Source organism: Pseudomonas sp. FW507-12TSA, assembly GCF_058781435.1.
Genome location: NZ_JBYSWT010000002.1, coordinates 58181 through 80639 on the forward strand (window position 1 = coordinate 58181; position 22459 = coordinate 80639).

A 22459-nucleotide genomic window follows, 5' to 3' on the forward strand; every position below is an offset into this window, starting at 1 on the left:
ACCTCGTCATTTAGACCCTGAACTGGTTGATCAGCCGGCGTTGCTGTTCGGCCAGCTTGGTCAGGCCGGCGCTGGCGGCGCTGGACTCGTCGGCCCCGCCAGCCACTTCGTTGGCCACTTGGCCGATGTTGATCACGTTGCGGTTGATGTCCTCGGCCACCGCGCTCTGCTCCTCGGCGGCGCTGGCGATCTGGGTGTTCATGTCGTTGATCACCGAGACCGCCTGGGTGATGGTCTCCAGGGCCTGGGCCGCCTTGGCCGCATGCTCCACGCTTTGGTCGGTCTTGTGCTGGCTGTCCTCCATGACCCGCACCACTTCCCGGGTGCCTTGCTGCAGTTGCTGGATCATCGACTGGATTTCCTCGGTGGCCTGCTGGGTCTTCTGCGCCAGGTTGCGCACCTCGTCGGCGACCACCGCGAAGCCGCGGCCTTGCTCGCCGGCACGGGCGGCCTCGATCGCTGCGTTGAGGGCCAGCAGGTTGGTCTGCTCGGCGATCCCGCGGATAGCGATGAGGATGGCGTTGATGTTCTCGCTGTCCTTGGCCAGGGTCTGCACCACGGTCACCGCGCGACCGATCTCTTCGGCCAGGGCGGCGATGGCGCTGGAGGTATCACGCACCACTTGCATGCCCTGGCTGGCGGCCTGGTCGGCATGGCTGGCCGCTTGTGCAGCCTGGGTCGCGTTGCGTGCCACGTCCTGGGCGGTGGCGGTCATCTCGTGCACCGCAGTGGCCACCTGGTCGATTTCCACCATCTGCTTGTGTACGCCCTGGTTGGTGCGGATGGCGATATCGGCGGTGTGTTCCGAGGAGTCGCTGACACTCTGCACCGAGGTCACCACCTGGCTGATCATCGCCTGCAACTTGGCCAGGAAGGTGTTGAAACCCTTGGCGATCGAGCCCAGCTCATCGGCGCGGTCGCTGCTCAGGCGGCGAGTCAGGTCGCCTTCGCCCTGGGCGATATCGTCGAGCATCGCCACCATCTGCCGCAGCGGCCGGGCGATGCCGTGGCCCACCAGCCAGATCACCAGCAGGCCGACGCCGGCGATCACCAGGCCGACCATGGCCATGCCGAAAGTGTCGGCCTGGCGCTGTTCGGCCAGGTCGCTTTGGAGCTTGTCCAGGTCAGCCATTACCGCGCCCAGGGGCAGTTGCAGCATCAGGGTCCACTGGGCATCGGTCTGGCCGATGCCGAAGGGCAGGTAGAGGGCGATCTTGCCGTTGGCCTGGTCGACGTCATAGGTCACCTCGCCGCGCTTGAGATTGGACAGCTTGGCGACGGTATCGCTGTTGAGTACGTCGCTGACCTTCTCGCCGAACTTGCCGGGGTCCTTGGTGTAGGCCACCAGGCGCGCGTTGCCGCCGATCAGGGCCATCTCGCCGGCGCCGCCGTAGAGCTTCTGGTTGGCGCCCACCAGCATGTCCTGGATGAAGTTCACCGACAGGTCGGCACCGACTATGCCCTGGAACTTGCCGTCCAGCAGGATGGGCTGGATGAAGGAGGCGAGCATCACCACCTTGTCGCCGACCTTGTAAGGCGCGGGGTCGATCACGCAGGGCTTGAGGTTGTCCTTGGAGCACAGGTAGTACTCGCTGGCCCGCACCCCGGTGGACAGCACGGTCCGGTCATTGACGTCGGCCAGCTTGTCCAGGCCCAGGCTGGAGTCCTGGTTGCGGAACCACCAGGGCAGGAAGCGGCCGCTAGCGGCATCGATGCCGACCACGTTGGTGCCGACGTAGGCCCCGTCGTTGTGGTCGATGGCGTTGGGCTCCCAGCCTATATAGGCGCCGAGGATCTTCGGGTTCTGGGTGACGTTTTCCTTGATCAGGGCGATCAGCTGTTCGCGGCTCAGGTTCAGTTGCGCCTGGCCCTGGGCATCCCGGCTGCCCATCAGGGCGTTGACCCGCACCAGGCCTGCGGCAATCAGCAGCGGCGCCTCCAGTTCCCGCTGGATCTGGCTGACCTGGGTCTGCGCCAGGCCGCTCAAGCGTTGCTCGATGACTTGCTCGAACTGGACCTGGGTCCTTTCCTGCACCATCTGCTGGGTCCGGGCGCCGGAGAACAGGGCATACAGCACCAGGGCTGCAACCACGCTGAGGACGATGGCTCCGGCCAGTGCGGCCACCGAAAACTGGATCGACTTGAACTTCATAGAGGCTCCGGGCGCAGGAATTGAGGTCTGCCGTGCTGTATCGGCCGCAGCCCTATGGGTCATTAGCCCGGATTGCACAAATGACGCCTCGAAGGAGGCGGAGGTCGTTAGTGGCAAGGTGCCATGTCAAATGCCACGGGCCCTGGGGACAAGATGAATTTTTTCCTGCAGCGCTGACCTGCATCTCAATTGCGAGCAAAAAAGCGTTTTGCATCTGGCGCGGATACCAACTCGCCCTTAGGATACGCGCCATGTTTTCAGGGAGGTTTTCATGAAGAAGAAGTCATTGGTTGTATGTGCGCTGAGCGCCGCGGTATTGCTCAGTGGTTGCGAGACGGTCAACACCACCAACGCAGGTGTGGTGGGCGTGGATCGCAAACAGTCCATGTTCAGCATGGTATCCAGTGCCGAGGTCAATCAGTCCTACGCACAGTCCTACCAGGAGACCCTGAGCGAGGCTAGCAGCCAGGGCGCACTGGACAAGACCAGCGCCAACGCCAAGCGCCTGCAGGTCATCGCCAACCGCCTGATTGCCCAGGCCCCGAACTTCCGTCCGGATTGCGCGCAGTGGAAATGGGAAGTCAACCTGATCAAGAGCGATGAGCTCAACGCCAACTGCGGTCCTGGCGGCAAGATCATTTTCTACTCCGGCCTGATCGAGCAGCTGAAGCTGACCGACGATGAAATCGCCGCGGTGATGGGCCACGAGATCGCCCACGCCCTGCGTGAGCACGGTCGCGAGGCGATGTCCAAGCAGTACGCGCTGGGTGCCGGCAAGCAGATCGCGACCCTGTTCGGTGTTTCCCAGCAGACGGTTGCCCTGGGCGACAACGGCGTCAACCTGTTGATGACCCTGCCCAACAGCCGTGAGAACGAGAACGAGGCTGACCTGATCGGCCTGGAGCTGGCCGCCCGTGCCGGCTACAACCCGAACGCGGCCATTACCCTGTGGAACAAGATGGGCCAGGCTGCCGGTGGTTCCGCGCCGCCCGAGTTCATGAGCACTCACCCGGCGTCCACCAGCCGTATCGCCTCGTTGCAGGCGGCGATTCCCAAGGTGATGCCGCTGTACCAGCAGGCCAAGAAGTCCTGATCCACCGCGTCAGCCGATGATGCATGCGCCGGCAAGGCGGTTCCCGTAACGGGGGCTGCCTTGCCGGCGTTTTCGTTTACAGCCAGCCGCTGCTCTGCATGGCCTTGTACACCGCGACCAGGGCCAGGATGACAAACGCCGATGCCGCCAGGCGCCGGATCAGGGTCAGCGGCAGTTTGTCCGCGGCGAAGTTGCCGGCAAGCACCACTGGTACGTTGGCGATCAGCATGCCCAGGGTGGTGCCGATGATCACCAGCCACAATTCCGGATACTGCGCAGCCAGCATGACCGTGGCGACCTGGGTCTTGTCGCCGATCTCGGCCAGGAAGAAGGCGATCAGGGTCGTGAGGAAGGGGCCGAACTTGCGCGCGGTGGTGGCTTCGTCGTCGTCCATCTTGTCCGGCACCAGGGTCCACAGCGCAGTGGCGGTGAAGCTGGCGGCGAGGATCCAGTGCAGGGTCGCATCCGAGAAGAAGCTGCCGAACCAGGCGCCTACCGCACCGGCGGCCGCATGGTTGGCCAGGGTCGCGGCGACGATGCCGGCGATGATCGGCCAGGGTTTGCGAAAGCGCGCAGCGAGGATCAGGGCAAGCAGTTGCGTCTTGTCGCCGATTTCGGCCAAGGCAACGATTGCGGTGGGAACGAGCAGGGAGTCCAGCATCAGGGTTTTCCTAAGGGGCGGGTCGACACGGCTATGACACGTACAGCCTTCCCGCCCCGGGTAAGGTGTGCGTGTCATAGGTCTTGTCAAACCCGGCAGCCCGTCTGTGCGGACTCTTGGGTCGCATGCGCCATGGTCTTCGGACCAAGTATGTTGACGCATGCCGGACGAGCGTGGCGCTCGTGGGAGACTACTCCCCTAGGACGGAGCGGATTCTGCCTAGGCAAAATCCTTTCGGCAAGCCTTGTTGGTGAAAAAGACGCTCAGCCGCGCTTGGCCCGGTAGATGCGGAAACCATCGCCTTCGGCCTTGATCGCGCAGGGCCCCAGATGCTCTTCGATCAGTGGCTGGTAGCGCAGGAAACTGTTGGCGACTACCCGCAGTTCGCCGCCTTTTTCCAGATGTTCCCTGGATTTTTTCAGCAGGTTTTCCGTGGCCTGATAGTCGGTGTGGACCCCGGTATGGAACGGCGGATTGGTCAGGATGCAGTTCAAGCCCATGGGCGCGGCATCGATACCGTCCCCGGTCAGGACCTCGCCTTCCAGGCCGTTGGCTGCCAGGGTCAGGCGGCTGCTCCGGGCCGCGAAGGCGTCCACGTCCAACAGGGTCACGCGGGTTTGCGGATAGCGGCGCTTGACCGTCGCCCCCAGCACTCCGGCGCCACAACCGAAATCCAGCAGGTGGCCGGCAGGCAAGTGGTCCAGGTGTTCGAGCAGCAGCGCGGTGCCGCGATCCAGGCGGCCATGGCTGAACACGCCGGGCAGGCTGACGACCTTCAGCGGACCTTCGGCCAATGGCAACAGGTACTCCTGGGCCAGGCTCTCCAGGGCCACAGGTTCGGGGACGTTGCTCACCGTGACCTGCCACAGCTGGCAATGCCTGGCGCTATCGAGCTTGCGCGGCTTGCCGAAGGCGGCGAGCTGCTTGGCGGTGCTTTCCACGCCGGCGCGCTTTTCCCCCACCAGGTACAGCTCGCGCCCGGCCAGGCGCGAAGCCAGGGTGTTGAGCAGGTAGTGGGCCAGGTCCTTGGACTTGGGCAGGAACAGCACGGCGCTGTCGAAGGCGCTGTCCGGGGCGTTCACCCCGAAATGGCAGCGGTCCGGGAAGCGGGCTAGCAGCGCCGTGTGGTCGCCGGCGTGCCAGCTCCAGCCCTGGGCGGCCGGCAGGCGGCCGAGCAGGTCATCGGCGCTCAGGCCGGCCAGCAATACCTGGCCCTGGAACAGCTCGGCCTGGCGTAAGAGTATTTCGCTGCGTATGTCCATCGTCCGCACCTGAAAAAAAGTGGCGCAGTCTATCAATTCACGACCCGCAGCGGTTCACCATTGAAGAAGGCCCGGGCATTTTCCACCAGTTGGCCGACGATGCGCTGGCGGGCTTCGCGACTGCCCCAGGCGTTGTGCGGGGTTACGATCAGGCGCGGGATATCGGCCTCCAGCAAGGGGTTGCCGTTGACCGGCGGCTCGACACTCAGGACGTCGGTGGCCGCGCCCCCCAGGTGGCCGCTGCGCAGAGCGTCGGCCAGGGCCTGTTCGTCGATCAGCCCGCCGCGGGCGGTGTTGACCACCAGGGCCCCGGGCTTGAGCAGGGCCAGCTCCCGGGCGCCGATCAAGTTGCGGGTGTGTTCGTTGAGCGGGCAGTGCAGGGTCAGGGCATCCACCTGGGGCAGCAGTTCGTCCAGGGGCAGGCGGTCGGCGCGCAGCGGGCGTCCGGGAATCTGTCCCAGGACCACGCGCATGCCGAAGGCTTCGGCCAGGCGTGCCACCGCGCCGCCCAGTTCGCCATGGCCCAGCAGGCCCAGGGTCTTGCCCGCCAGCTCCATGATCGGGAAATCCAGCAGGCAGAACTGGCTGGCCTGCTGCCAGCGTCCGGCAGCCACGGCCTGTTGATAATCGGCGACCCGTGTCGCCAGGTTGAGCAGCAGCATCAGGGTGTGCTGGGCCACCGACGGCGTGCCGTAGCCCTGGCAGTTGCTGACGGTGATGCCCTGGCGCCGGGCGGCTTCCAGGTCGATGTTGTTGGTGCCGGTGGCCGTCACCAGGATCAGTCGCAGCTCGGGACAGGCGGCCAGGGCCTGGGCGTTGATCGCCACCTTGTTGCTGATGGCCACCTGGGCTCCTTGTAGGCGCTCGGCCACCTGTTCCGGGGACGAATGGGCATGCAAGTGCAAGGGACTGAAACTGTCGTGCAGCGCCCCCAGATCCAGGTCACCCAAGTCAAGCGAACTGTGATCGAGGAAGACGGCGCGGCGATTGTCGGTCATGAACTGTACCTTTCGTGCGAGGAAACCAAGGCGTAATCTGCCGAGCCTAACAGATGAAATAATTAGACATATACAGGAGCCTGCATGTACCTCACCGAGTTCTTGACCGTTGCCCTCATCCATCTGCTGGCGGTGGCCAGCCCCGGCCCGGACTTTGCCGTGGTGGTGCGCGAAAGCGTGACCCATGGCCGTCGCGCCGGCACCTGGACCGCCCTGGGAGTGGGTTCGGCGATCTTCCTGCACGTGGGGTACTCGTTGCTGGGGATCGGCCTGATCGTTTCCCAGTCCATCGTGCTGTTCAACGCCCTGAAGTGGCTGGCCGCCGCCTACCTGCTGTACATCGGCTACAAGGCCCTGCGTGCCCAGCCAGCCAAGCCGGCCACGGACGACCTGCACAAGGAGGCCGGCGTGCGCACCGCCCGCGGAGCCTTCACCTCAGGTTTCGTCACCAATGGCCTGAATCCCAAGGCGACGCTGTTCTTCCTCTCGCTGTTCACCGTGGTGATCAACCCTCATACCCCGCTGGCGATCCAGGCCGGCTATGGGGTCTACCTGGCGGCGGCCACGGCCCTGTGGTTCTGCCTGGTGGCCATGCTGTTCAGCCAGCAGCGGGTGCGTGCCGGTTTCGCCCGCATGGGCCATTGGTTCGACCGCACCATGGGTGCGGTGCTGATCGCCATCGGTGTCAAGCTGGCCTTCACCGAGATGCATTGAGGGCACTGAGCTGGTTCAGGGACGCCACGTAATGCCGTGGCGTATCCCCGAGCAAGCGCTGGAACATGGCGCTGAAGGCCCGGGCGCTGCCATAGCCCAGTGAGTCGGCCACGCTGTGCACGCTTTCCCCGGCGAGCAGGCGTGGCAAGGCTTCCATCAGGCGCAACTGTTGGCGCCAGGCATTGAAATTCATCCGCACCTGCTGCTGGAACAGCCGCGCCAGGGTCCGTGAGCTGGCGCCCACCTGCTGCGCCCAATCCTCCAGGGTGTAGCAATGGTCGGGAGTGCGCAGCAGGGCCAGGCAGATGGCTTGCAGGCGGCGGTCCTGGGGCATCGGGATATGCAGTGGCAGGTTCTCCAGGCCGGCGATCTCCTCCAGCATCAGTTGCTGGATCAGCGGGTTGCGGGCCTGCTTCGGGCCCTGCACCGCGCGCAGGATCAATTCCCTCAACAGCGGTGTGACCGCCAGTACGCAGCACTGCTGCAAGGATGCCGGACAGAGCTCGGAAGCGATGAACAGCGTGCGCATGCGCACTTCCCCGGCCATGAAGATCTCATGCTCCACCAGCGGTGGAATCCATACTGCGCGGGTCGGAGGGATGACCCAGGCGCCATGGGCGGTCACCAGGCGCATGGTGCCGCAGGCGGCGTAGAGGAACTGCGCCTCGTGATGACAGTGCAGCGGCTGGTGCGCGGCATCGGCGTAGTCCCTGGAGTAGGCGCTGACCGGGCCCTGCTGGAAGTGGCTGATTAACATGTCCGTTTTGATGACTTTGTTGTCCAGAATGCTGTTTGTCGCCAACCTAGCATAGGCGTCACCTTCACTACCTGCAGCGTGCCGCCATGAACCAAGCCCGAAATGTCATCCGCTACGTCAATGCCGCCCATGTCATCGACCACATGTTCATGCTGATCTTCCCTGCGGCGGTACTGGGCATGACCCAGGCCTTCGCCATGGACTATGCCGCGCTGATCGGCTTGTCCCTGGGAGGTTTCATCGCCTTTGGCGCCTGCTCGTTGCCGGCCGGCTGGCTGGGCGACCACTGGAGCCGCCGACGCATGTTGCTGCTGTTCTTCTTCGGCATCGGTGGTTCCTCGATCCTCACGGGCCTGAGCAGCAGCCCGGCGATGTTGACCCTGGGCCTGACCCTGATGGGGGTGTTCGCCGCCATCTATCATCCGGTGGGCACGGCGATGTTGGTGGCCTACGCCCGCAACCGTGGGCGCGAGATCGGTATCAACGGCATGTGGGGCAACCTGGGGGTGGCCTTCTCGGCGCTGCTCACCGGCTTCCTGGTGGCTCGCTTCGGCTGGCGTTCGGCATTCATCCTGCCAGGCGCCGTGGCGATCGTGCTGGGTATCGGTTTTGCCTGGCAGGTGCGTGAGGAGCCGATCCCGGTCCGGGCCCATGCGCCGCTCAAAGGGCAGGGCGGACAGCAGATCTCGATGTTCCTGGTGTTCGCTGTCCTGGCGCTGGCCACGGCCACTGGCGGCGTGGTGTTCAACGCCACCACCATGACCTATCCGAAACTGTTCCAGGAGCGCTTGCTGGACGTCTTCACCTCGCCGCAGACCCTGGGACTGGTGGTGAGCCTGGCCTACGCCTTCGGTGCGGTGGCGCAGTTGACCATGGGGCGCCTGCTGCATCGCTTCAGCCTGAAATGGCCATTCATCATCATGACCCTGTTCCAGGGGCCTTTGTTGCTGGCGCTGGCCCATGCTGAGGGCTGGAGTGTGATTGTGCTGGGCGCGGCGTTCATGTTCGTGGTGTTCGGCCAGGTCACGGTCAACGATGCGATGGTCGCCAACTTCGTCGCCCCCCAGTGGCAGGCCCGGGTATTCGCCTTGCGTTACTGCCTGTCGTTCGGTGCCAGCGCCACGGCGATTCCGCTGATCGCCCTGGTGGAGCCACGCCAGGGCCTGGCCGGGCTGTACCTGATCCTGGGTGCGATCGCGGCGCTGACCTTCGTCGCCGCCCTGGCTTTCCCCCGCACGCCAGCCGAAGCGGCGCTGGGCCAGCAGGCGTGATGGCACGCGGGGCCGCGCCGATGCTGGCCTGGAGCTAGTATCAGGCGTCCCTGCAAATCATTCCTTTGGCTGATTTGGCTGGCGCGCAGGCACTCTAGAGTGAGTATTCTCCAGTTACGACCGAGCCGTCAGAAAAGGGATTCTTATGTTGCAGACTCGCGTTATCCCCCCTGCTGAGGGGGCCTACCAATACCCGCTCCTGATCAAGCGGCTGCTGATGTCCGGCAGCCGCTACGAGAAGACCCGCGAGATCATCTACCGCGACCAGCTGCGCTACACCTATCCGACCCTGATCGAGCGGGTGGCGCGCCTGGCCAACGTGTTGACCGCGGCCGGGGTCAAGGCCGGGGACACCGTGGCGGTGATGGACTGGGACAGCCATCGTTACCTGGAGTGCATGTTCGCCATCCCGATGATCGGCGCGGTCATCCACACCATCAACGTACGCCTGTCGCCGGAGCAGATCCTCTACACCATGAACCACGCCGAGGACCGCTTCGTGCTGGTCAACAGCGAGTTCGTCGGCCTGTACCAGGCGATTGCCGGGCACTTGACCACGGTGGACAAGACCCTGCTGCTCACCGATGGCGAACAGAAGACCGCCGACCTGCCGAACCTGGTGGGCGAGTACGAGACCTTGCTGGCGGCCGCCAGCCCGCACTACCAGTTCGAGGACTTCGACGAGAACTCGGTGGCCACCACCTTCTACACCACCGGCACCACCGGTAATCCCAAGGGTGTGTACTTCACCCATCGCCAACTGGTGCTGCACACCATGGGCGTGTCCACCATCATGGGCGCCATCGACAGCGTGCGCCTGCTGGGCACCAACGACGTCTACATGCCCATCACCCCGATGTTCCACGTGCATGCCTGGGGCCTGCCCTACGTGGCCACCATGCTGGGCCTCAAGCAGGTCTATCCGGGGCGCTACGACCCCGAGTACCTGGTGGAGCTGTGGCGCCGGGAAAAAGTCACCTTCTCCCACTGCGTGCCGACCATCCTGCAGATGGTGCTCAATGCCAAGGCGGCCCAGGGCACGGATTTCGGCGGCTGGAAGATCGTCATCGGCGGCAGCGCCCTGAACCGCGCGCTGTACGAGGCCGCCAAGGCCAGGGGCGTGCAATTGACCGCCGCCTACGGCATGTCCGAGACCGGGCCGCTGGTGTCCTGCGCCCACCTCAACGATGAGCTGATGGCGGGCAGCGAGGACGAGCGCACCACCTACCGGATCAAGGCCGGCGTGCCCGGGCCCCTGGTGGAGGCGGCGATCGTCGACGCCGAGGGCAACTTCCTGCCGGCGGACGGCGAATCCCAGGGTGAGCTGGTACTGCGCGCACCCTGGTTGAGCGAGGGTTATTTCAACGAACCGCAAAAGGGCGCCGAGCTCTGGGAAGGCGGCTGGCTGCATACCGGCGACGTGGCGACCCTGGACGGCATGGGCGTGATCGATATCCGCGACCGGATCAAGGATGTGATCAAGACCGGCGGGGAGTGGATCTCGTCCCTGGACCTGGAGGACCTCATCAGCCGCCATGGGGCGGTACGCGAAGTAGCAGTGGTGGGCATCGCCGATCCGCAATGGGGAGAGCGGCCGTTCGCCTTGCTGGTGGTCCGTGAAGGCCACGAGATCGGCGCCCGGGAGCTCAAGGAACACCTCAAGCCATTCGTCGAACTGGGGCACCTGAGCAAGTGGGCCATTCCCACCCAGATCGCCCTTGTTACGGAAATTCCCAAGACCAGCGTCGGCAAGCTCGACAAGAAGCGCATCCGCGTCAACATCAGCGAGTGGCAGGCCAGCAACAGCGCCTTTCTCTCCACCCTCTGAGTCTTTCCCGCCGTGTCCGCCCGGGCACGGCGCGCCCACCCTGCAAGCCTTTGCCTTGTACTCGCGGATTTTTCCGTCATCCTTGCCGGCCATTTTTCAGCGGTTATGGCAACGGGCCGCTCCAGCACGGCCGGATGGCTGCAAATCACACTTTAGAGGGATCAAGCAGTAATCCTTGCTGGCTATAGTCCGTTAACAGTCTTTTTCGAGGGACGGGGCATTGCGGGGTATTGGCGCCACGCAACCCCAGGGCCTGCGCCAGTGTGCTGGCGCCGCTACCCGGGGCGGTCTCGGAAAAACCAACTGCCATAACAATAATGCACATGGAGTAGCGTCGATGACATCAGCAAACCAGTTCTGGCGCCGGGCGAAACTGCCCCTGGCCGTCGGTCTCGCCTCCACGCTCGCCGGGCCCGCATTCGGCGTCACCTTCAACGTCGGTGAAATCGAAGGCAGCTTCGATTCGTCCCTTTCCCTGGGGGCCAGCTGGTCGACCGCAGGGCGCAACAAGGATCTGATCGGGGTCAACAACGGCGGCAAGGGCTTGTCCCAGACCACCGACGACGGCCACTTGAACTTCAACAAGGGGCAGACCTTCTCGAAGATCTTCAAGGGCATCCATGACCTGGAGCTCAAGTACGGCGATACCGGTGTCTTCGTCCGGGGCAAGTACTGGTACGACTTCAAGCTCAAAGACGAAGACATGGACTTCAAGAACATCAGCGACAGCAACCGCAAGGAAGGCGCCAAGTCCTCCGGCGGGCAGATCCTCGATGCCTTCGTCTACCACAACTACTCCATCGGCGATGAGCCGGGTTCGGTGCGCCTGGGCAAGCAGGTGGTGAGCTGGGGCGAGAGCACCTTCATCGGCGGCGGCATCAACTCGATCAACCCGATCGACGTCTCGGCGTTCCGCCGTCCCGGTGCCGAAATCAAGGAAGGCCTGATTCCGGTCAACATGTTCTACATCTCGCAGAACCTGACCGAAAACCTGTCGGCCGAAGCCTTCTACCAACTGGAATGGGACCAGACCGTCACCGACAACTGCGGGACCTTCTTCTCCCAGCCGGACAACATTTCCGACGGCTGCGATGACAATCTGCGCTTGCTGGCCAAGCGCTCGACCATCGCCGCCACGGCCCCGGGACGAGCTGCGCTGGCGGCGATGCAGGCCCGTGGCGTCGATACCAAGGAAGAGGGCACCCTGGTACGCCGCAGCGGCGACCGCGATGCCCGTGACGGCGGCCAATTCGGCGTGGCCTTCCGCTACAACTTCGAGCCGCTGGACACCGAGTTCGGCGCCTACTTCATGAACTACCACAGCCGCGCGCCGATCTTCAGCGCTACCGCAGCACCGCAGTCAGCCTATGCCATGGCCCCGGGCTTCGGCACCCTGGCTCCGGTATGGATCGCCGGCAACTCGAAGTACTTCGTCGAGTATCCCGAGGACATCCGCCTGTACGGCCTGAGCTTCTCCACCACCCTGCCCACGGGGACCGCATGGAGCGGCGAGATCAGCTACCGGCCGAACGCGCCGGTTCAGCTCAACTCCACCGACATCCTGTATTCCGCCGTGCGTCCCTTGAAGGGAGCCTTCACCAACGCGTCGTTGCTGGAGGGGGTTGCAGGGCAGGACCTCAATGGCTATCGGCGCAAGGAAATCACCCAGTTCCAGACCACGCTCACGCATTTCTTCGATCAGGTCATGGGCGCCAGCCGCCTGACCCTGGTAGGTGAACTGGGCATCACCCGCGTGGGAGGCCTGGAGAGCAAATCGAAAGTGCGGTATGGCCGCGATCCAGTGTTCGGCCCAGGCAAGCTGCCGGCGACGTTCGGCCAGAACACCTGCGCCGGGCTCAACAACACTACCATCGCCGGGGCGGGTCCTGGCGCGGATGCCAGCAACGCCACCAGCAATTGCAACAACAATGGCTTCACCACGACCACCTCCTGGGGCTACCGCGGCCGGGCGATCTGGGAATACCCGGATGTGTTCGCCGGCGTGAACCTCAAGCCCAACGTGGCCTGGTCCCATGACGTCAAGGGTTACTCACCTGGTCCTGGCGGCAACTTCGAGGAAGGGCGCAAGGCCATCAGCCTGGGGCTGGACGCCGAGTACCAGAACACCTACACCGCGAGCCTGGCCTACACCAACTTCTTCGGTGGCGACTACAGCACCGTGGATGACCGGGATTTCCTCGCCTTGAGCGTTGGCGTGAACTTCTAAGCACATTGTATTTTCAGGAAGAACAACAATATGAAAATCACCAAGAGTCTGTTGCACGTCGGTGTGCTGGGACTGTCGCTGCTGGCTACCGCAGTCATGGCCGCGGTATCGGCCGACGAGGCTGCCAAGCTGGGCAGCAGCCTGACGCCGATGGGCGCCGAGATGGCCGGTAACGCCGCCGGCACCATCCCGGCCTGGAAGCCGCTGGCGACCAACGCCGGCAGCGTGGATGGCAAGGGTTTCCTGTCCAACCCCTATGGCAACGAACAACCGCAGTTCACCATCACTGCGCAGAACGTCGAGCAGTACAAGGACAAGCTGGCACCCGGGCAGTACGCGATGTTCAAGCGCTACCCGGACAGCTACAAGATGCCGGTATACGCCACCCACCGCGGCGCTACCGTGCCGGCTGATGTGTTCGCCGCCATCAAGCGCAACGCCACCAAGACCAACCTGGTCTCCGGCGGCAACGGCCTGGAGAACTTCGAGACGGCGATTCCGTTCCCTATCCCGAAAAGCGGGGTCGAGGTGATCTGGAACCACATCACCCGCTATCGCGGCGGCAGCGTGACCCGCCTGGTGACCCAGGCCACTCCGCAAGCCAACGGCTCCTATAGCCTGGTGTACTTCCAGGACCAGTTCGTGTTCCGCGACAAGATGAAGGACTACGATCCGAAGAACCCGGGCAACATCCTGTTCTACTTCAAGCAGAAGGTCACCGCCCCGGCGCGCCTGGCCGGTGGCGTGCTGCTGGTGCACGAAACCCTGGACCAGGTGAAGGAGCCGCGTTCGGCCTGGGTCTACAACGCCGGCCAGCGCCGCGTGCGTCGCGCCCCGCAAGTCTCCTATGACGGCCCGGGTACCGCCGCCGACGGCCTGCGTACTTCCGACAACCTGGACATGTACAACGGCGCTCCGGATCGCTACGACTGGAAGTTGGAAGGCAAGAAGGAGATGTACATCGCCTCCAACAGCTACAAGATCGACTCGCCGACCCTCAAGTACGCCGACATCATCAAGGCCGGCCACATCAACCAGGACCTGGCTCGCTACGAGCTGCGCCGGGTCTGGCATGTGGTCGCGACCCTTAAGGAAGGCCAGCGCCATATCTATGCCAAGCGTGACTTCTACATTGACGAGGACACCTGGCAGGCCGCGGTGATCGACCATTACGACGGTCGTGGCCAACTGTGGCGCGTGGCCGAGGCCCATGCCGAGGACTACTACGACAAGCAAGTGCCGTGGTACGCCCTGGAAACCCTCTACGACCTGCAGTCCGGCCGCTACCTGGCGCTGGGCATGAAGAACGAAGAGAAACAGGCGTATGACTTCGGCTTCACCGCCACCACCAGCGATTTCACCCCGGCCGCCCTGCGCCAGGACGGAGTTCGCTGATCCGCGTTACCCCTTAGAGGCCGCATCCTCGAAAATTGCCCCGGCTGGTTCGGGGCTTTTTTTTGCCTGTGGGATAGGTCCGGGCCGGCTGACGTAGAAATCAGTGGCAATGCGACTATCTTTCTCGGGACGAATTGGGAGCTTGTCTAAATAAGCAAACGAAATATCGCCCAATAATTGCGGAATATCTGACCGATTTGGTCATAGTCTTTTTCGCGCGAATGGTCGCAAAAATCTTCAACAGGTGGCCTTTTACCGCTAGTCTGCGGACATCTGCTACGCCGACAACCGTACACCAATAAGAGTTGGCCATGACTGATCTGTTCTTCCTCCAGCGGTCTGACAGTGCAGTGATTCCTGCACTGGAAGGGCGTTTCTATCGGCCCCCATTGCCTGATGGCTATGTGTCGCGGCCGCGCCTCTGTGAGCGCTTGAAGGGAGGGCTGAAAGGGCGCCTGTTGCTGGTCTGCGCACCGGCCGGGTTCGGCAAGAGCTCCCTGGCGATCGAGTTCTGCCAAAGCCTGCCCGGCAATTGGCAGAGCCTGTGGCTGGGCCTGAGCCGGCGGGATAGCGATCCGGGGCGTTTCCTCGAGCGCCTGCTGGCCGGCTTGCAGCAGTATTTTCCGCAGCTGGGCCGGCAGTCCCTGGGGTTGTTGAAAATGCGCCAGCGTCACCAGCCGTTCGCCTTCGAGGAGTGGCTGGACGGTTTGCTGGACGAGTTGGCGGAGCAGTTATCCAGTGCCAGCCCGGTGTTGCTGGTGCTGGACGACTACCACCTGGCCCAGGGGCCGGTGCTCGATCGTTGCCTGCAGTTCTTCCTCAACCACCTGCCCGATGGCCTGTTGGTGATGGTCACCAGCAGGCAGCGCCCGGATTGGCACCTGGCGCGCCTGCGCCTGTCACGGCAATTGCTGGAGCTGCATGAGCAGGACCTGCGGTTGACCCACGACGAGTCCCTGAGCCTGCTGGACCGACACAGCAGCGCCTTGCGCGGCGAGGCCCTGGAAAACCTGATCGAACGTAGCGAGGGCTGGGTCGCGGGGCTGCGCTTCTGGCTGCTCGCCGCCTCCGAAGCCGGTGCCGTGGGGACCTTGCCCCAGGGCTTGCATGGTGGCGAGGGGTTGATCCGCGATTACCTGCTCGAAGAAGTCATCGATTGCCTGCCCGCCGAGGTCCAGGCCTTCCTGTATGACACCGCCCCCCAGGAGCGCTTCTGCGCCGAGCTGTGCGATGCCCTGCGCGAGGCCCATGACAGCGCCGAGATCCTCGGCTTCCTGCAGGCGCACCAGGTGTTCCTGGTGCCGCTGGACGAGCATGGGCACTGGTACCGTTATCACCATCTGTTCTCCGACCTGTTGCGTAGCCGCCCAGCGGCCAGTGCCCTGGTGCCGGCCGCCAGCCTGCACTTGCGTGCCTGTCGCTGGTTCAACGCCCAGGGCCTGCTGGATGAAGCGGTGGAACAGGCACTGCGTGCCGGGCACCTGGACGTGGCCGCCAACCTGGTGCAGAACTTGTCCGAGGAACAACTGCTGGCGGAGCAGAACATCGGCATGCTGTTGCGCTGGAAGATGGACCTGCCCGACAGCTTGCTGGTCAGCACGCCGCGCCTGATCGTGCTGTATAGCTGGGCCCTGGGCCTGGCTTGCCAGCTGGATGCGGCCCAGGAGCTGGCGGCCCAGCTGAGCCGCTTCCTGCCGGCGCCTTCGGCGACGGCGCAAAAGTCGATGCTGGCGCAGTGGCTGGCCCTGAGCGGGATCATCGCTCGCGGGCGCGGCCAGCGGGAGCAGACCCTGGCCTATTGCAGCGAGGCCCTGGAGAGCCTGCCCCTCAAGCGTTATGGACAGCGGTTGATGTGCCTGTCGACCTTGTCCAACCTGGCCATCACCGATGCCGACCTGTGGCGTGCCCGCAGCCTCAATCGTGAGTCGCTGGAGCTGGCGCAGCGGGTCGGCAACCCGCTCTTCGAGGCCCTGGCCCACTACGACCGGGCGCGGGTCCTGCAGGCCCGGGGCGAAGTGCTGCGGGCGATGGATGAAGTGAAGCAAGGGCTGGCCCGCTTGCAGGGGCTGTCGGCCCAGCGGTTGTACGCGGTGCGGGCCCGGTTGACCTTGTATGAAGGCTACCTGCTGACCCTGAGGCTCGAGCCCGAGACCGGCCTGGCCAGGTTGCAGGCCGGGCTGGTGGAAGCTCGGGCCTGTCGTGATATCAGCGTGCTGATCGGTCATTGCGTGATCGCCAAGCAGGACGGCATGCGCGGCGAATTCGCCCGGGCCTTCGCCGAACTGGCCGAGGCCGAGCGCCTGATGCATATCTGGGACGTGCCGCCGATCTACTACCTGGCGATGATCACCCTGGTGAAATGCGAGCTTTGGCTGGCCCAGGGCCGTACCGACCTCGCCGAAGCCTGGCTGGCGCGCCTGGGGCAGACCTACACCGGCGGGCAGGCGGCGGCTCCGCCGGAATTCCATCCTCAACTGCCCTTGCATATCGAGTTGCAGCAGGCTCGCTTGGAAGTCATCAAGGGTGACGCCGCCCAGGCCGAGCTGCGCCTGGCGCGGTTGGTGGAGCATGGGCAGAACAGCGGCCGGCAGTTGCTGTGTGCCATGGCCCTGACCCAGAAGACCGCTCTGTTGCTGGCCCTCGGTCGAAGCCAGGAGGCACGCCAGGATCTGCTCCTGGCCCTGGAGGCGGCAGTGGGGGGAATCCTCCAGCCGTTCGCCGGGCTGATCCTCGACTATCCCGGCTGGATGCGCGAGCAACTGGAGCAGCGTACCGGCACCGCGTTGACCCAGGCCCTGCTCGCACGCCTGCCCTCGGCGCCCCGTGAGTTGCACGAAGCCGCCGCCCATAGCGAGAGCCTCAGCTCCCGGGAGCTGGCAGTGCTGCAACTGATTGCCCGAGGCTGCTCCAACCAGGAGATCAGCGAGCGTCTGTTCATTTCCCTGCACACCGTGAAGACCCACGCCAGCCACATCAACAGCAAGCTGGGTGTCGAGCGCCGGACCCAGGCGGTGGCCCGGGCCCAGGAGCTGGGCCTGCTGGGCTAGGGCTCGGCGTGCGGCTTGGCGACCACGGCCAGGTGCTGCTTGCAGTAGTCGGCGAACAGGCGTGCCGGTTTGGTCAATTGACCACGCTTGAGCCAGGCCGCCACCAGCCCGGAACCGGTCACCTCCTCGACTATCTCCACGCACACCACGGGCTTGCCGTCGTAGGAGCATTGGCAGTGGGGGCGGGTGACCAGGATCGAGAAGCCGAAGCCCTGGCCCACCATGCCCCGGACCATCTCGATGGACGGTGAGCTGAAGGCAATCTGCGGAGTCAGGCCCAGCTCCTCGAACAAGCTGACGAAGTAGGTCCGGCTCGGCTGCACATCCAGCAGGATCATCGGTTCCAGGCAGAGGTCGCGCAGCGAAACCCGGGCTTGCTGGGCGTAGCGGTGGTCGGCCGGTAGCAGGGCATAGGGACGTTGCGGCGGCATCAGCGGCTCGGTCTCGATGGTGCCGTCCAGCTCATGCTCGTACAGGATCACCAGGTCGTAGGCACCGCCGGTCAGGCCCTGCACCAGTTCCTGCTGCTCGCCATCGCGGATGCGGATCTCCACCCCGGGATAGAGCGCGCCGAAACCGGCGATCAATTGCGGCAGGTACAGCGGTGCCACGGTCTCGAAACAACCGATGTCGATCTGCCCGCAAACCACATCGTTGTCCGCCAGGGCGTTCTGCTCGAACTCCCTGGCCATGCGCAGCAGCTCCTGGGCCTTGCGGTAGAAGCGCGCGCCACTGGGGGTCAGGGAAACGCCCTGGGCGTGATGGCGGATCAGCAACTGCACGCCGAAGCTGTCCTCCAGGCCCTTGATCGCGGTGGAGATCGAGGGCTGGGCGATGTACAGCTTGCGCGATGCTTCGGCGACACTGCCGCATTCGACGGTGGTGATGAAGTACTTCAACTGACGCAGATTGTAGGCGGCCACGGCGAACCTCGTTCTTTGCCCGGGGCGCAAGGGGAGGGCAGGACTGGTGGCTGGCCTCCCGAGCGCGATTGTCGTGCGCCCACGATACCCACAAGCGATGCTGTACAGGGCCTGGGCGGCCGAGCTTTTTCATCGCCTGCGAGCATATTTTTCCTCGCTTGCCGAGGCCGCCTAGGCCAGTGGCCCGGCCTCGCCGTCTTCTTCGGCAGGTGGCTGCTCGGCGACCGGTGCGGGCTCGAATGCCAGGGTGACGATGTAGCACTGTTCTTCGACTACCACCTCGATGTGCCAGCCCAGGCGTGCCGATAGCTGGCGCATCAACTCCAGCCCCAGGCCGTAGCCGAAATCGCTGGAGGTCTCGCTTTGCAGGGTTTCGCGGATGCGATTGACCAGGCGCAGTTGCGGGTAGCCGAAGCTGATCTCGACGACGCCGTCATCGGCGTACTGCAGGGCGTTGCGCAGGAAGTTGCCGACCACGATGCGGCAGGCCGTGAGTGGCAGGCGACAAGGCTCGTCGCTGATGTCGAGGATCAGCTCGATATCCCGGGTGCCGATCAGGTAACGATGTTCCTCGATCAGGTCGTTGACCAGCCCGCTCATGTCGATGGGTTCCTCGGGCAAGGGCTCGGGCAGTTCGCGGCTCATCCACAACAGGGTCTCGGCGATGCGCTGCATGTTTAGCACCGAGCGTTCGATCCTTTGCAATGGCGGCGGCAAGACCCCGCCGGACTGCAGGGCCAAGAGTTCGATGTTGGCCTTGAGCACCGCCAGCGGGGTGCGCAGTTCGTGGCTGGTGTAGCGCAGCAGGCGACCTTCGCGCACGCTGGCGGCCTGTACTTGTTGCACGCTCTGGGCCAGGGCATCTGCCAACATGTTGAACTCCTTGAATCCGAAATTCGGACGTTCGCCGGACACGGCTTCCGGGTCCTCGAGGGTGGTGGACCACTGGGCCAGTCGTCCCAGGGGGCGAACCACCCACCAGACCAGCAGGGCGATGATGATCAGGGCCGGTATGAACACCGCGAGGCTGATGAAGATGACGCCACGCAGTTCATGATCCAGGTAGGCATCGGAGCGTGGGGTTTCCACCTCTCCGCCTTCCTCCTGGTCATGATCGATGTCGTACATGTACAGGGTCTTGCCGTCGCTCAGGGGCTGGGCCAGGACCGCCCGGCCTTCGTCCTCGTCGTCGGAGTCCAGGTCGCCGAACACCTGTACCGCGCCGAAGGACATGCTCGGCGGGGTATCGAGCATGTGGCGGATCTTCTCCGGCAATGCTTCCTTGCCGATGACGCTGGTATAGAAATAGTTGCTCGGTGGCGGCGTGTTCGGATCCTTGGCGTAGTGCCTGGAGAAATACTGCGCCTCCTCTTCCATCATCGCGCTGGCGGTATAGAGCAGGCCGCGCACGCTGTATTCGGGCAGCAACAGGCTGTAGATCAGTAACACGATGGCGATCAGCAACAGGAAGCTGCCGCTGATCACCCATTTCAGAGCCAGGCGCTTACCCATGGGACCTCAACTGTATGCCGACGCCGGGGAGCGTGTGGATCAGCGGCTGGCCGAAGGACTTGTCCACGGTCTTGCGCAGCCGGTGCATGTGCACCTTGAGCGTGTTGCTGTCTGGCGGTTCGTCTCCCCAGATGGTCGCTTCCAGGCGTTCGCGGGTGACCGGCTCGGGACTGGCGCGCATCAGGCATTCCAGCAAGGTCCAGCAAATCGGCGACAGGTGCAGTTCCTGGCCGGCCCGACTGACCTTGCGAGTACTCAGTTCCATGACCAGGTCGGCCACCTGCAAACGGCTGGCCTGGCCACTGCGACGTAGGCTCAGGGCGCGGATCCGGGCGACCAGCTCGGCCAGCTCGAAGGGCTTGACCAGGTAGTCGTCGGCGCCGGCGGCGAAGCTGGCCAGCTTGTCCGGCAGGGCATCGAGGGAGGTGAGCATCAGGATCGGGGTCTGGCTGCCTTGCTGGCGCAGTTGCGCACAGAGCTGCTGGCCGTCCAGGCGCGGCAGCATGATGTCCAGGAGAATGACGTCGTAATGCTGGTTGAGGGCCAGGTTGAGTCCGGCCTGGCCATTGCTTGCGTGATCGCAGACGATGCCGCTGATTTCCAGGTATTCGATGACGGTATTGGCTAGATCGAGATTGTCCTCGACCAGCAGCAGGTTAATGTGCACGGGAGTGTCCCTCAGGGCCTGTGTCGCTCATTGGTGCGAAGGATAGCGAACTCCATTCGGGCTCCGCCGATGTTTACCTGCTGTTAACCCGTGGCTCGCTAGTCTGCAATCCTACTTCTCTTGAGCGTGGCGCTGCCATGAACCTGTCTTCGGTAATCAGAGGTCTCTTGCTGGTCTTGATTCTTCTGGGCCTGATGGCCTCCGTCCTGCCCTCCAAGGCGCCTTTGGTGCGCCTGGGCGAGGGTGGCCCGCTGAGCTGGTTCCTGATTGGGCAGAGCGCCGAGCGTGCAGGTCCGGATTATGTTGCCAGCGCATTCTGATGACGCCAGCTACACCGATCAGTTGGTGTTGTGCCTGGTGTTGATTCTCTGTGTTTCGATTTCCCTGGGCGCCTACATCATGCGTTTCAATGCGCAGATCGATAAGCAGCGCGAGCTGTCTCCCGTGCACCTGCTCGAGTGTGGCAAGGGGCGTGGAGCCTTTATCGTCGACCCTTATGGCCAGCGCAGCAGCAGTGACAACTGCTACGTGATCGAAGACGATAACTAGCCCGGGGGGCGTATGGTTCTCCGTCGAGTTCGAGCGCAAGAATCGTAGTTCTTGCGCCCGAACCGCGATTTACAGTGAAGGCGTATCCAGGCTCGAACCCCGCAAGGGGCCGCCTGATTGCCTTGGTGGATTGAAGGAGACCCCGACATGTCCTGTGCATTCAAGATCATTCCCTCCCCTGTGGGCGAGCTGACCCTGGTAGCCAGGGGCGCGAAGCTGGCCGCGATTCTCTGGGAGCAGGAGCGCGAGAATCGGGTGCGCCTCGGCCCGCTCGAGCAAGCCCCCGAACACCCGCAACTGCTGGAGACCGAGCGCCAGTTGCAGGAATACTTCGCCGGCACGCGCAAGCGTTTCGAACTCGAACTGGATTTCGTCGGTACCGAGTTCCAGTGCAAGGTCTGGCAGGCGCTATTGACCATTCCCTTCGGTGAAACCCGCAGCTACAGCCAGATCGCCCAGCAGGTCGGCAGCCCCAAGGCGGTGCGTGCGGTAGGCGCGGCCAATGGGCGCAACCCGATTTCCATCGTCACTCCCTGTCACCGGGTGATCGGGGCTTCGGGCAGCCTTACCGGCTTTGCCGGGGGGCTCGAGGCCAAGCAGTTCTTGCTGGCGCTGGAAGGTGGGGAAACCCTGCCGCTGGGGTTCTGAGTGAGCGGTGGCGGTAGCTGTGCCAGAATGTCCCATCGTTTTTCTGGACATTCCCATGGACGCCGCCAAACCCAGCCTCATCCGCGAGACCTTCCCCGTCGGCCCGTTGCAGTGCAACTGCACCATCATCGGCGATCCGCTGACCAAGAAAGCCATAGTCGTCGATCCGGGCGGCAATCCGGACTTGATCATGGCGCGCCTCGATGCCCTGGGCCTGAAGGTGGTCAGCATCATCCACACCCATGCTCATCTGGATCATTTCCTGGCCTCCGGGCAGATGAAGGAAAAGACCGGCGCCACCTTGCACCTGCACAAGGATGACCAGTTCCTCTGGGACAACCTGGAGATGCAGTGCAGCATGTTCGGCGTGCCCTATGCCCCAGTACCGGCCCCGGACCGCTGGTTGGGCGACGACGAGGAGCTGGCCTGCGGCTGCGGCGTGGCCCTGCATACCCCGGGACATACTCCAGGTTCCATGAGCTTTTGGTTTTCCGAGGCTAAGCTTCTGATTACCGGCGACACCTTGTTCAAGCGTGGGGTCGGGCGCACGGATCTGTGGGGCGGCGACCAGGCCACCCTGGTGCGTTCGATCCAGCAGCGTCTGTATACCCTCGACGAAGACGCCACGGTGGTTGCCGGGCACGGTCCGGACACCCGGCTGGGCGATGAAATGCGTCAGAACCCGTTCGTGAGAGCTTGAGTTTTTGCTCGGCGTTCCACGGAATTTTTGCCGTTCTGTGTGTTCCAACGCCGGC

At 63.9% G+C, this 22459-nt stretch carries 19 protein-coding genes and 1 riboswitch; of the genes, 11 read left to right on the forward strand and 8 right to left on the reverse strand.

The window, feature by feature from the left end:
• Positions 1–10 precede the first annotated feature (10 nt).
• Entirely contained in the window at positions 11–2152 is a 2142-nt protein-coding gene (locus AC3WK8_RS02365; protein ID WP_085653173.1) for a methyl-accepting chemotaxis protein, read from the reverse strand.
• Between the two features lie 271 nt (positions 2153–2423).
• Between AC3WK8_RS02365 and AC3WK8_RS02370 the strand changes: the two genes are divergently transcribed.
• The gene (locus AC3WK8_RS02370; RefSeq protein WP_022640860.1) at positions 2424–3245 is read left to right on the forward strand and encodes a M48 family metallopeptidase; all 822 of its coding nucleotides are present in this window, start codon (positions 2424–2426) and stop codon (positions 3243–3245) included.
• 76 nt (positions 3246–3321) lie between these two features.
• Here AC3WK8_RS02370 and AC3WK8_RS02375 read toward each other — a convergent pair whose 3' ends face one another.
• The 3 genes from AC3WK8_RS02375 to AC3WK8_RS02385 form a co-directional block, all read right to left on the reverse strand.
• Positions 3322–3906 carry a TMEM165/GDT1 family protein gene (locus AC3WK8_RS02375; RefSeq protein WP_022640859.1) on the reverse strand — a complete coding sequence of 195 codons (585 nt, stop codon included), beginning with the start codon at positions 3904–3906 and terminating at the stop codon, positions 3322–3324.
• Positions 3907–3994: 88 nt separating this feature from the next.
• Positions 3995–4118: riboswitch (yybP-ykoY riboswitch) on the reverse strand.
• A 51-nt stretch (positions 4119–4169) separates the two neighbouring features.
• Positions 4170–5168 carry a methyltransferase gene (locus AC3WK8_RS02380; RefSeq protein ID WP_103324059.1) on the reverse strand — a complete coding sequence of 333 codons (999 nt, stop codon included), beginning with the start codon at positions 5166–5168 and terminating at the stop codon, positions 4170–4172.
• A 32-nt stretch (positions 5169–5200) separates the two neighbouring features.
• Positions 5201–6166 (reverse strand): 2-hydroxyacid dehydrogenase, encoded by a 966-nt coding sequence (locus AC3WK8_RS02385; protein ID WP_103324058.1) that lies wholly within the window; start codon positions 6164–6166, stop codon positions 5201–5203.
• An 84-nt stretch (positions 6167–6250) separates the two neighbouring features.
• On the opposite strand from AC3WK8_RS02385, the gene AC3WK8_RS02390 reads away from it, so the two are divergent.
• Positions 6251–6880, forward strand: a complete 630-nt coding sequence (locus tag AC3WK8_RS02390; RefSeq protein WP_053131993.1) for a LysE family translocator — start codon at positions 6251–6253, stop codon at positions 6878–6880.
• Here AC3WK8_RS02390 and AC3WK8_RS02395 read toward each other — a convergent pair.
• Positions 6864–7637 carry an AraC family transcriptional regulator gene (locus AC3WK8_RS02395; protein WP_085594808.1) on the reverse strand — a complete coding sequence of 258 codons (774 nt, stop codon included), beginning with the start codon at positions 7635–7637 and terminating at the stop codon, positions 6864–6866. The two genes, AC3WK8_RS02390 and AC3WK8_RS02395, sit on opposite strands and share 17 nt — an antisense overlap.
• An 86-nt stretch (positions 7638–7723) precedes the next feature.
• On the opposite strand from AC3WK8_RS02395, the gene AC3WK8_RS02400 reads away from it, so the two are divergent.
• The 5 genes from AC3WK8_RS02400 to AC3WK8_RS02420 all read left to right on the forward strand — a co-directional run bounded on the left by AC3WK8_RS02400 (position 7724) and on the right by AC3WK8_RS02420 (position 17405).
• On the forward strand, positions 7724–8908 hold the full coding sequence (locus AC3WK8_RS02400) for an MFS transporter (protein ID WP_103324057.1): 1185 nt from the start codon (positions 7724–7726) through the stop codon (positions 8906–8908).
• Between the two features lie 145 nt (positions 8909–9053).
• Positions 9054–10736, forward strand: coding sequence for a fatty acid--CoA ligase (locus AC3WK8_RS02405; RefSeq protein ID WP_053131985.1), 1683 nt, complete (start codon positions 9054–9056; stop codon positions 10734–10736).
• Positions 10737–11073: 337 nt separating this feature from the next.
• Positions 11074–12963 carry a DUF1302 domain-containing protein gene (locus tag AC3WK8_RS02410; RefSeq protein WP_103324056.1) on the forward strand — a complete coding sequence of 630 codons (1890 nt, stop codon included), beginning with the start codon at positions 11074–11076 and terminating at the stop codon, positions 12961–12963.
• A gap of 30 nt (positions 12964–12993) precedes the next feature.
• Positions 12994–14358, forward strand: a complete 1365-nt coding sequence (locus AC3WK8_RS02415; protein WP_085594817.1) for a DUF1329 domain-containing protein — start codon at positions 12994–12996, stop codon at positions 14356–14358.
• Positions 14359–14669: 311 nt separating this feature from the next.
• The gene (locus AC3WK8_RS02420; RefSeq protein WP_103324055.1) at positions 14670–17405 is read left to right on the forward strand and encodes a winged helix-turn-helix domain-containing protein; all 2736 of its coding nucleotides are present in this window, start codon (positions 14670–14672) and stop codon (positions 17403–17405) included.
• On the opposite strand, the gene AC3WK8_RS02425 is transcribed toward AC3WK8_RS02420, so the two are convergent.
• From AC3WK8_RS02425 to AC3WK8_RS02435, 3 genes are all read right to left on the reverse strand, one after another.
• The gene (locus AC3WK8_RS02425; protein ID WP_103324054.1) at positions 17402–18328 is read right to left on the reverse strand and encodes a LysR family transcriptional regulator; all 927 of its coding nucleotides are present in this window, start codon (positions 18326–18328) and stop codon (positions 17402–17404) included. The two genes, AC3WK8_RS02420 and AC3WK8_RS02425, sit on opposite strands and share 4 nt — an antisense overlap.
• A 171-nt stretch (positions 18329–18499) precedes the next feature.
• A complete protein-coding gene (locus tag AC3WK8_RS02430) occupies positions 18500–19840 on the reverse strand; it encodes a sensor histidine kinase (protein WP_085594830.1) in 1341 nt (446 codons plus the stop codon).
• Complete coding sequence (locus AC3WK8_RS02435) at positions 19833–20507, reverse strand: response regulator transcription factor (RefSeq protein ID WP_022640849.1); 675 nt, start codon at positions 20505–20507, stop codon at positions 19833–19835. Before AC3WK8_RS02435 ends, AC3WK8_RS02430 begins: the two co-directional genes overlap by 8 nt.
• Positions 20508–20644: 137 nt before the next feature.
• On the opposite strand from AC3WK8_RS02435, the gene AC3WK8_RS02440 reads away from it, so the two are divergent.
• The 4 genes from AC3WK8_RS02440 to AC3WK8_RS02455 all read left to right on the forward strand — a co-directional run bounded on the left by AC3WK8_RS02440 (position 20645) and on the right by AC3WK8_RS02455 (position 22404).
• Positions 20645–20827, forward strand: coding sequence for a hypothetical protein (locus tag AC3WK8_RS02440; RefSeq protein WP_031320500.1), 183 nt, complete (start codon positions 20645–20647; stop codon positions 20825–20827).
• A complete protein-coding gene (locus AC3WK8_RS02445) occupies positions 20808–21056 on the forward strand; it encodes a hypothetical protein (RefSeq protein ID WP_022640847.1) in 249 nt (82 codons plus the stop codon). Before AC3WK8_RS02440 ends, AC3WK8_RS02445 begins: the two co-directional genes overlap by 20 nt.
• A gap of 147 nt (positions 21057–21203) precedes the next feature.
• Positions 21204–21704 carry a methylated-DNA--[protein]-cysteine S-methyltransferase gene (locus tag AC3WK8_RS02450; protein ID WP_085594832.1) on the forward strand — a complete coding sequence of 167 codons (501 nt, stop codon included), beginning with the start codon at positions 21204–21206 and terminating at the stop codon, positions 21702–21704.
• 55 nt (positions 21705–21759) lie between these two features.
• A complete protein-coding gene (locus tag AC3WK8_RS02455) occupies positions 21760–22404 on the forward strand; it encodes an MBL fold metallo-hydrolase (RefSeq protein WP_085594834.1) in 645 nt (214 codons plus the stop codon).
• The last annotated feature ends 55 nt before the right edge of the window (positions 22405–22459 follow it).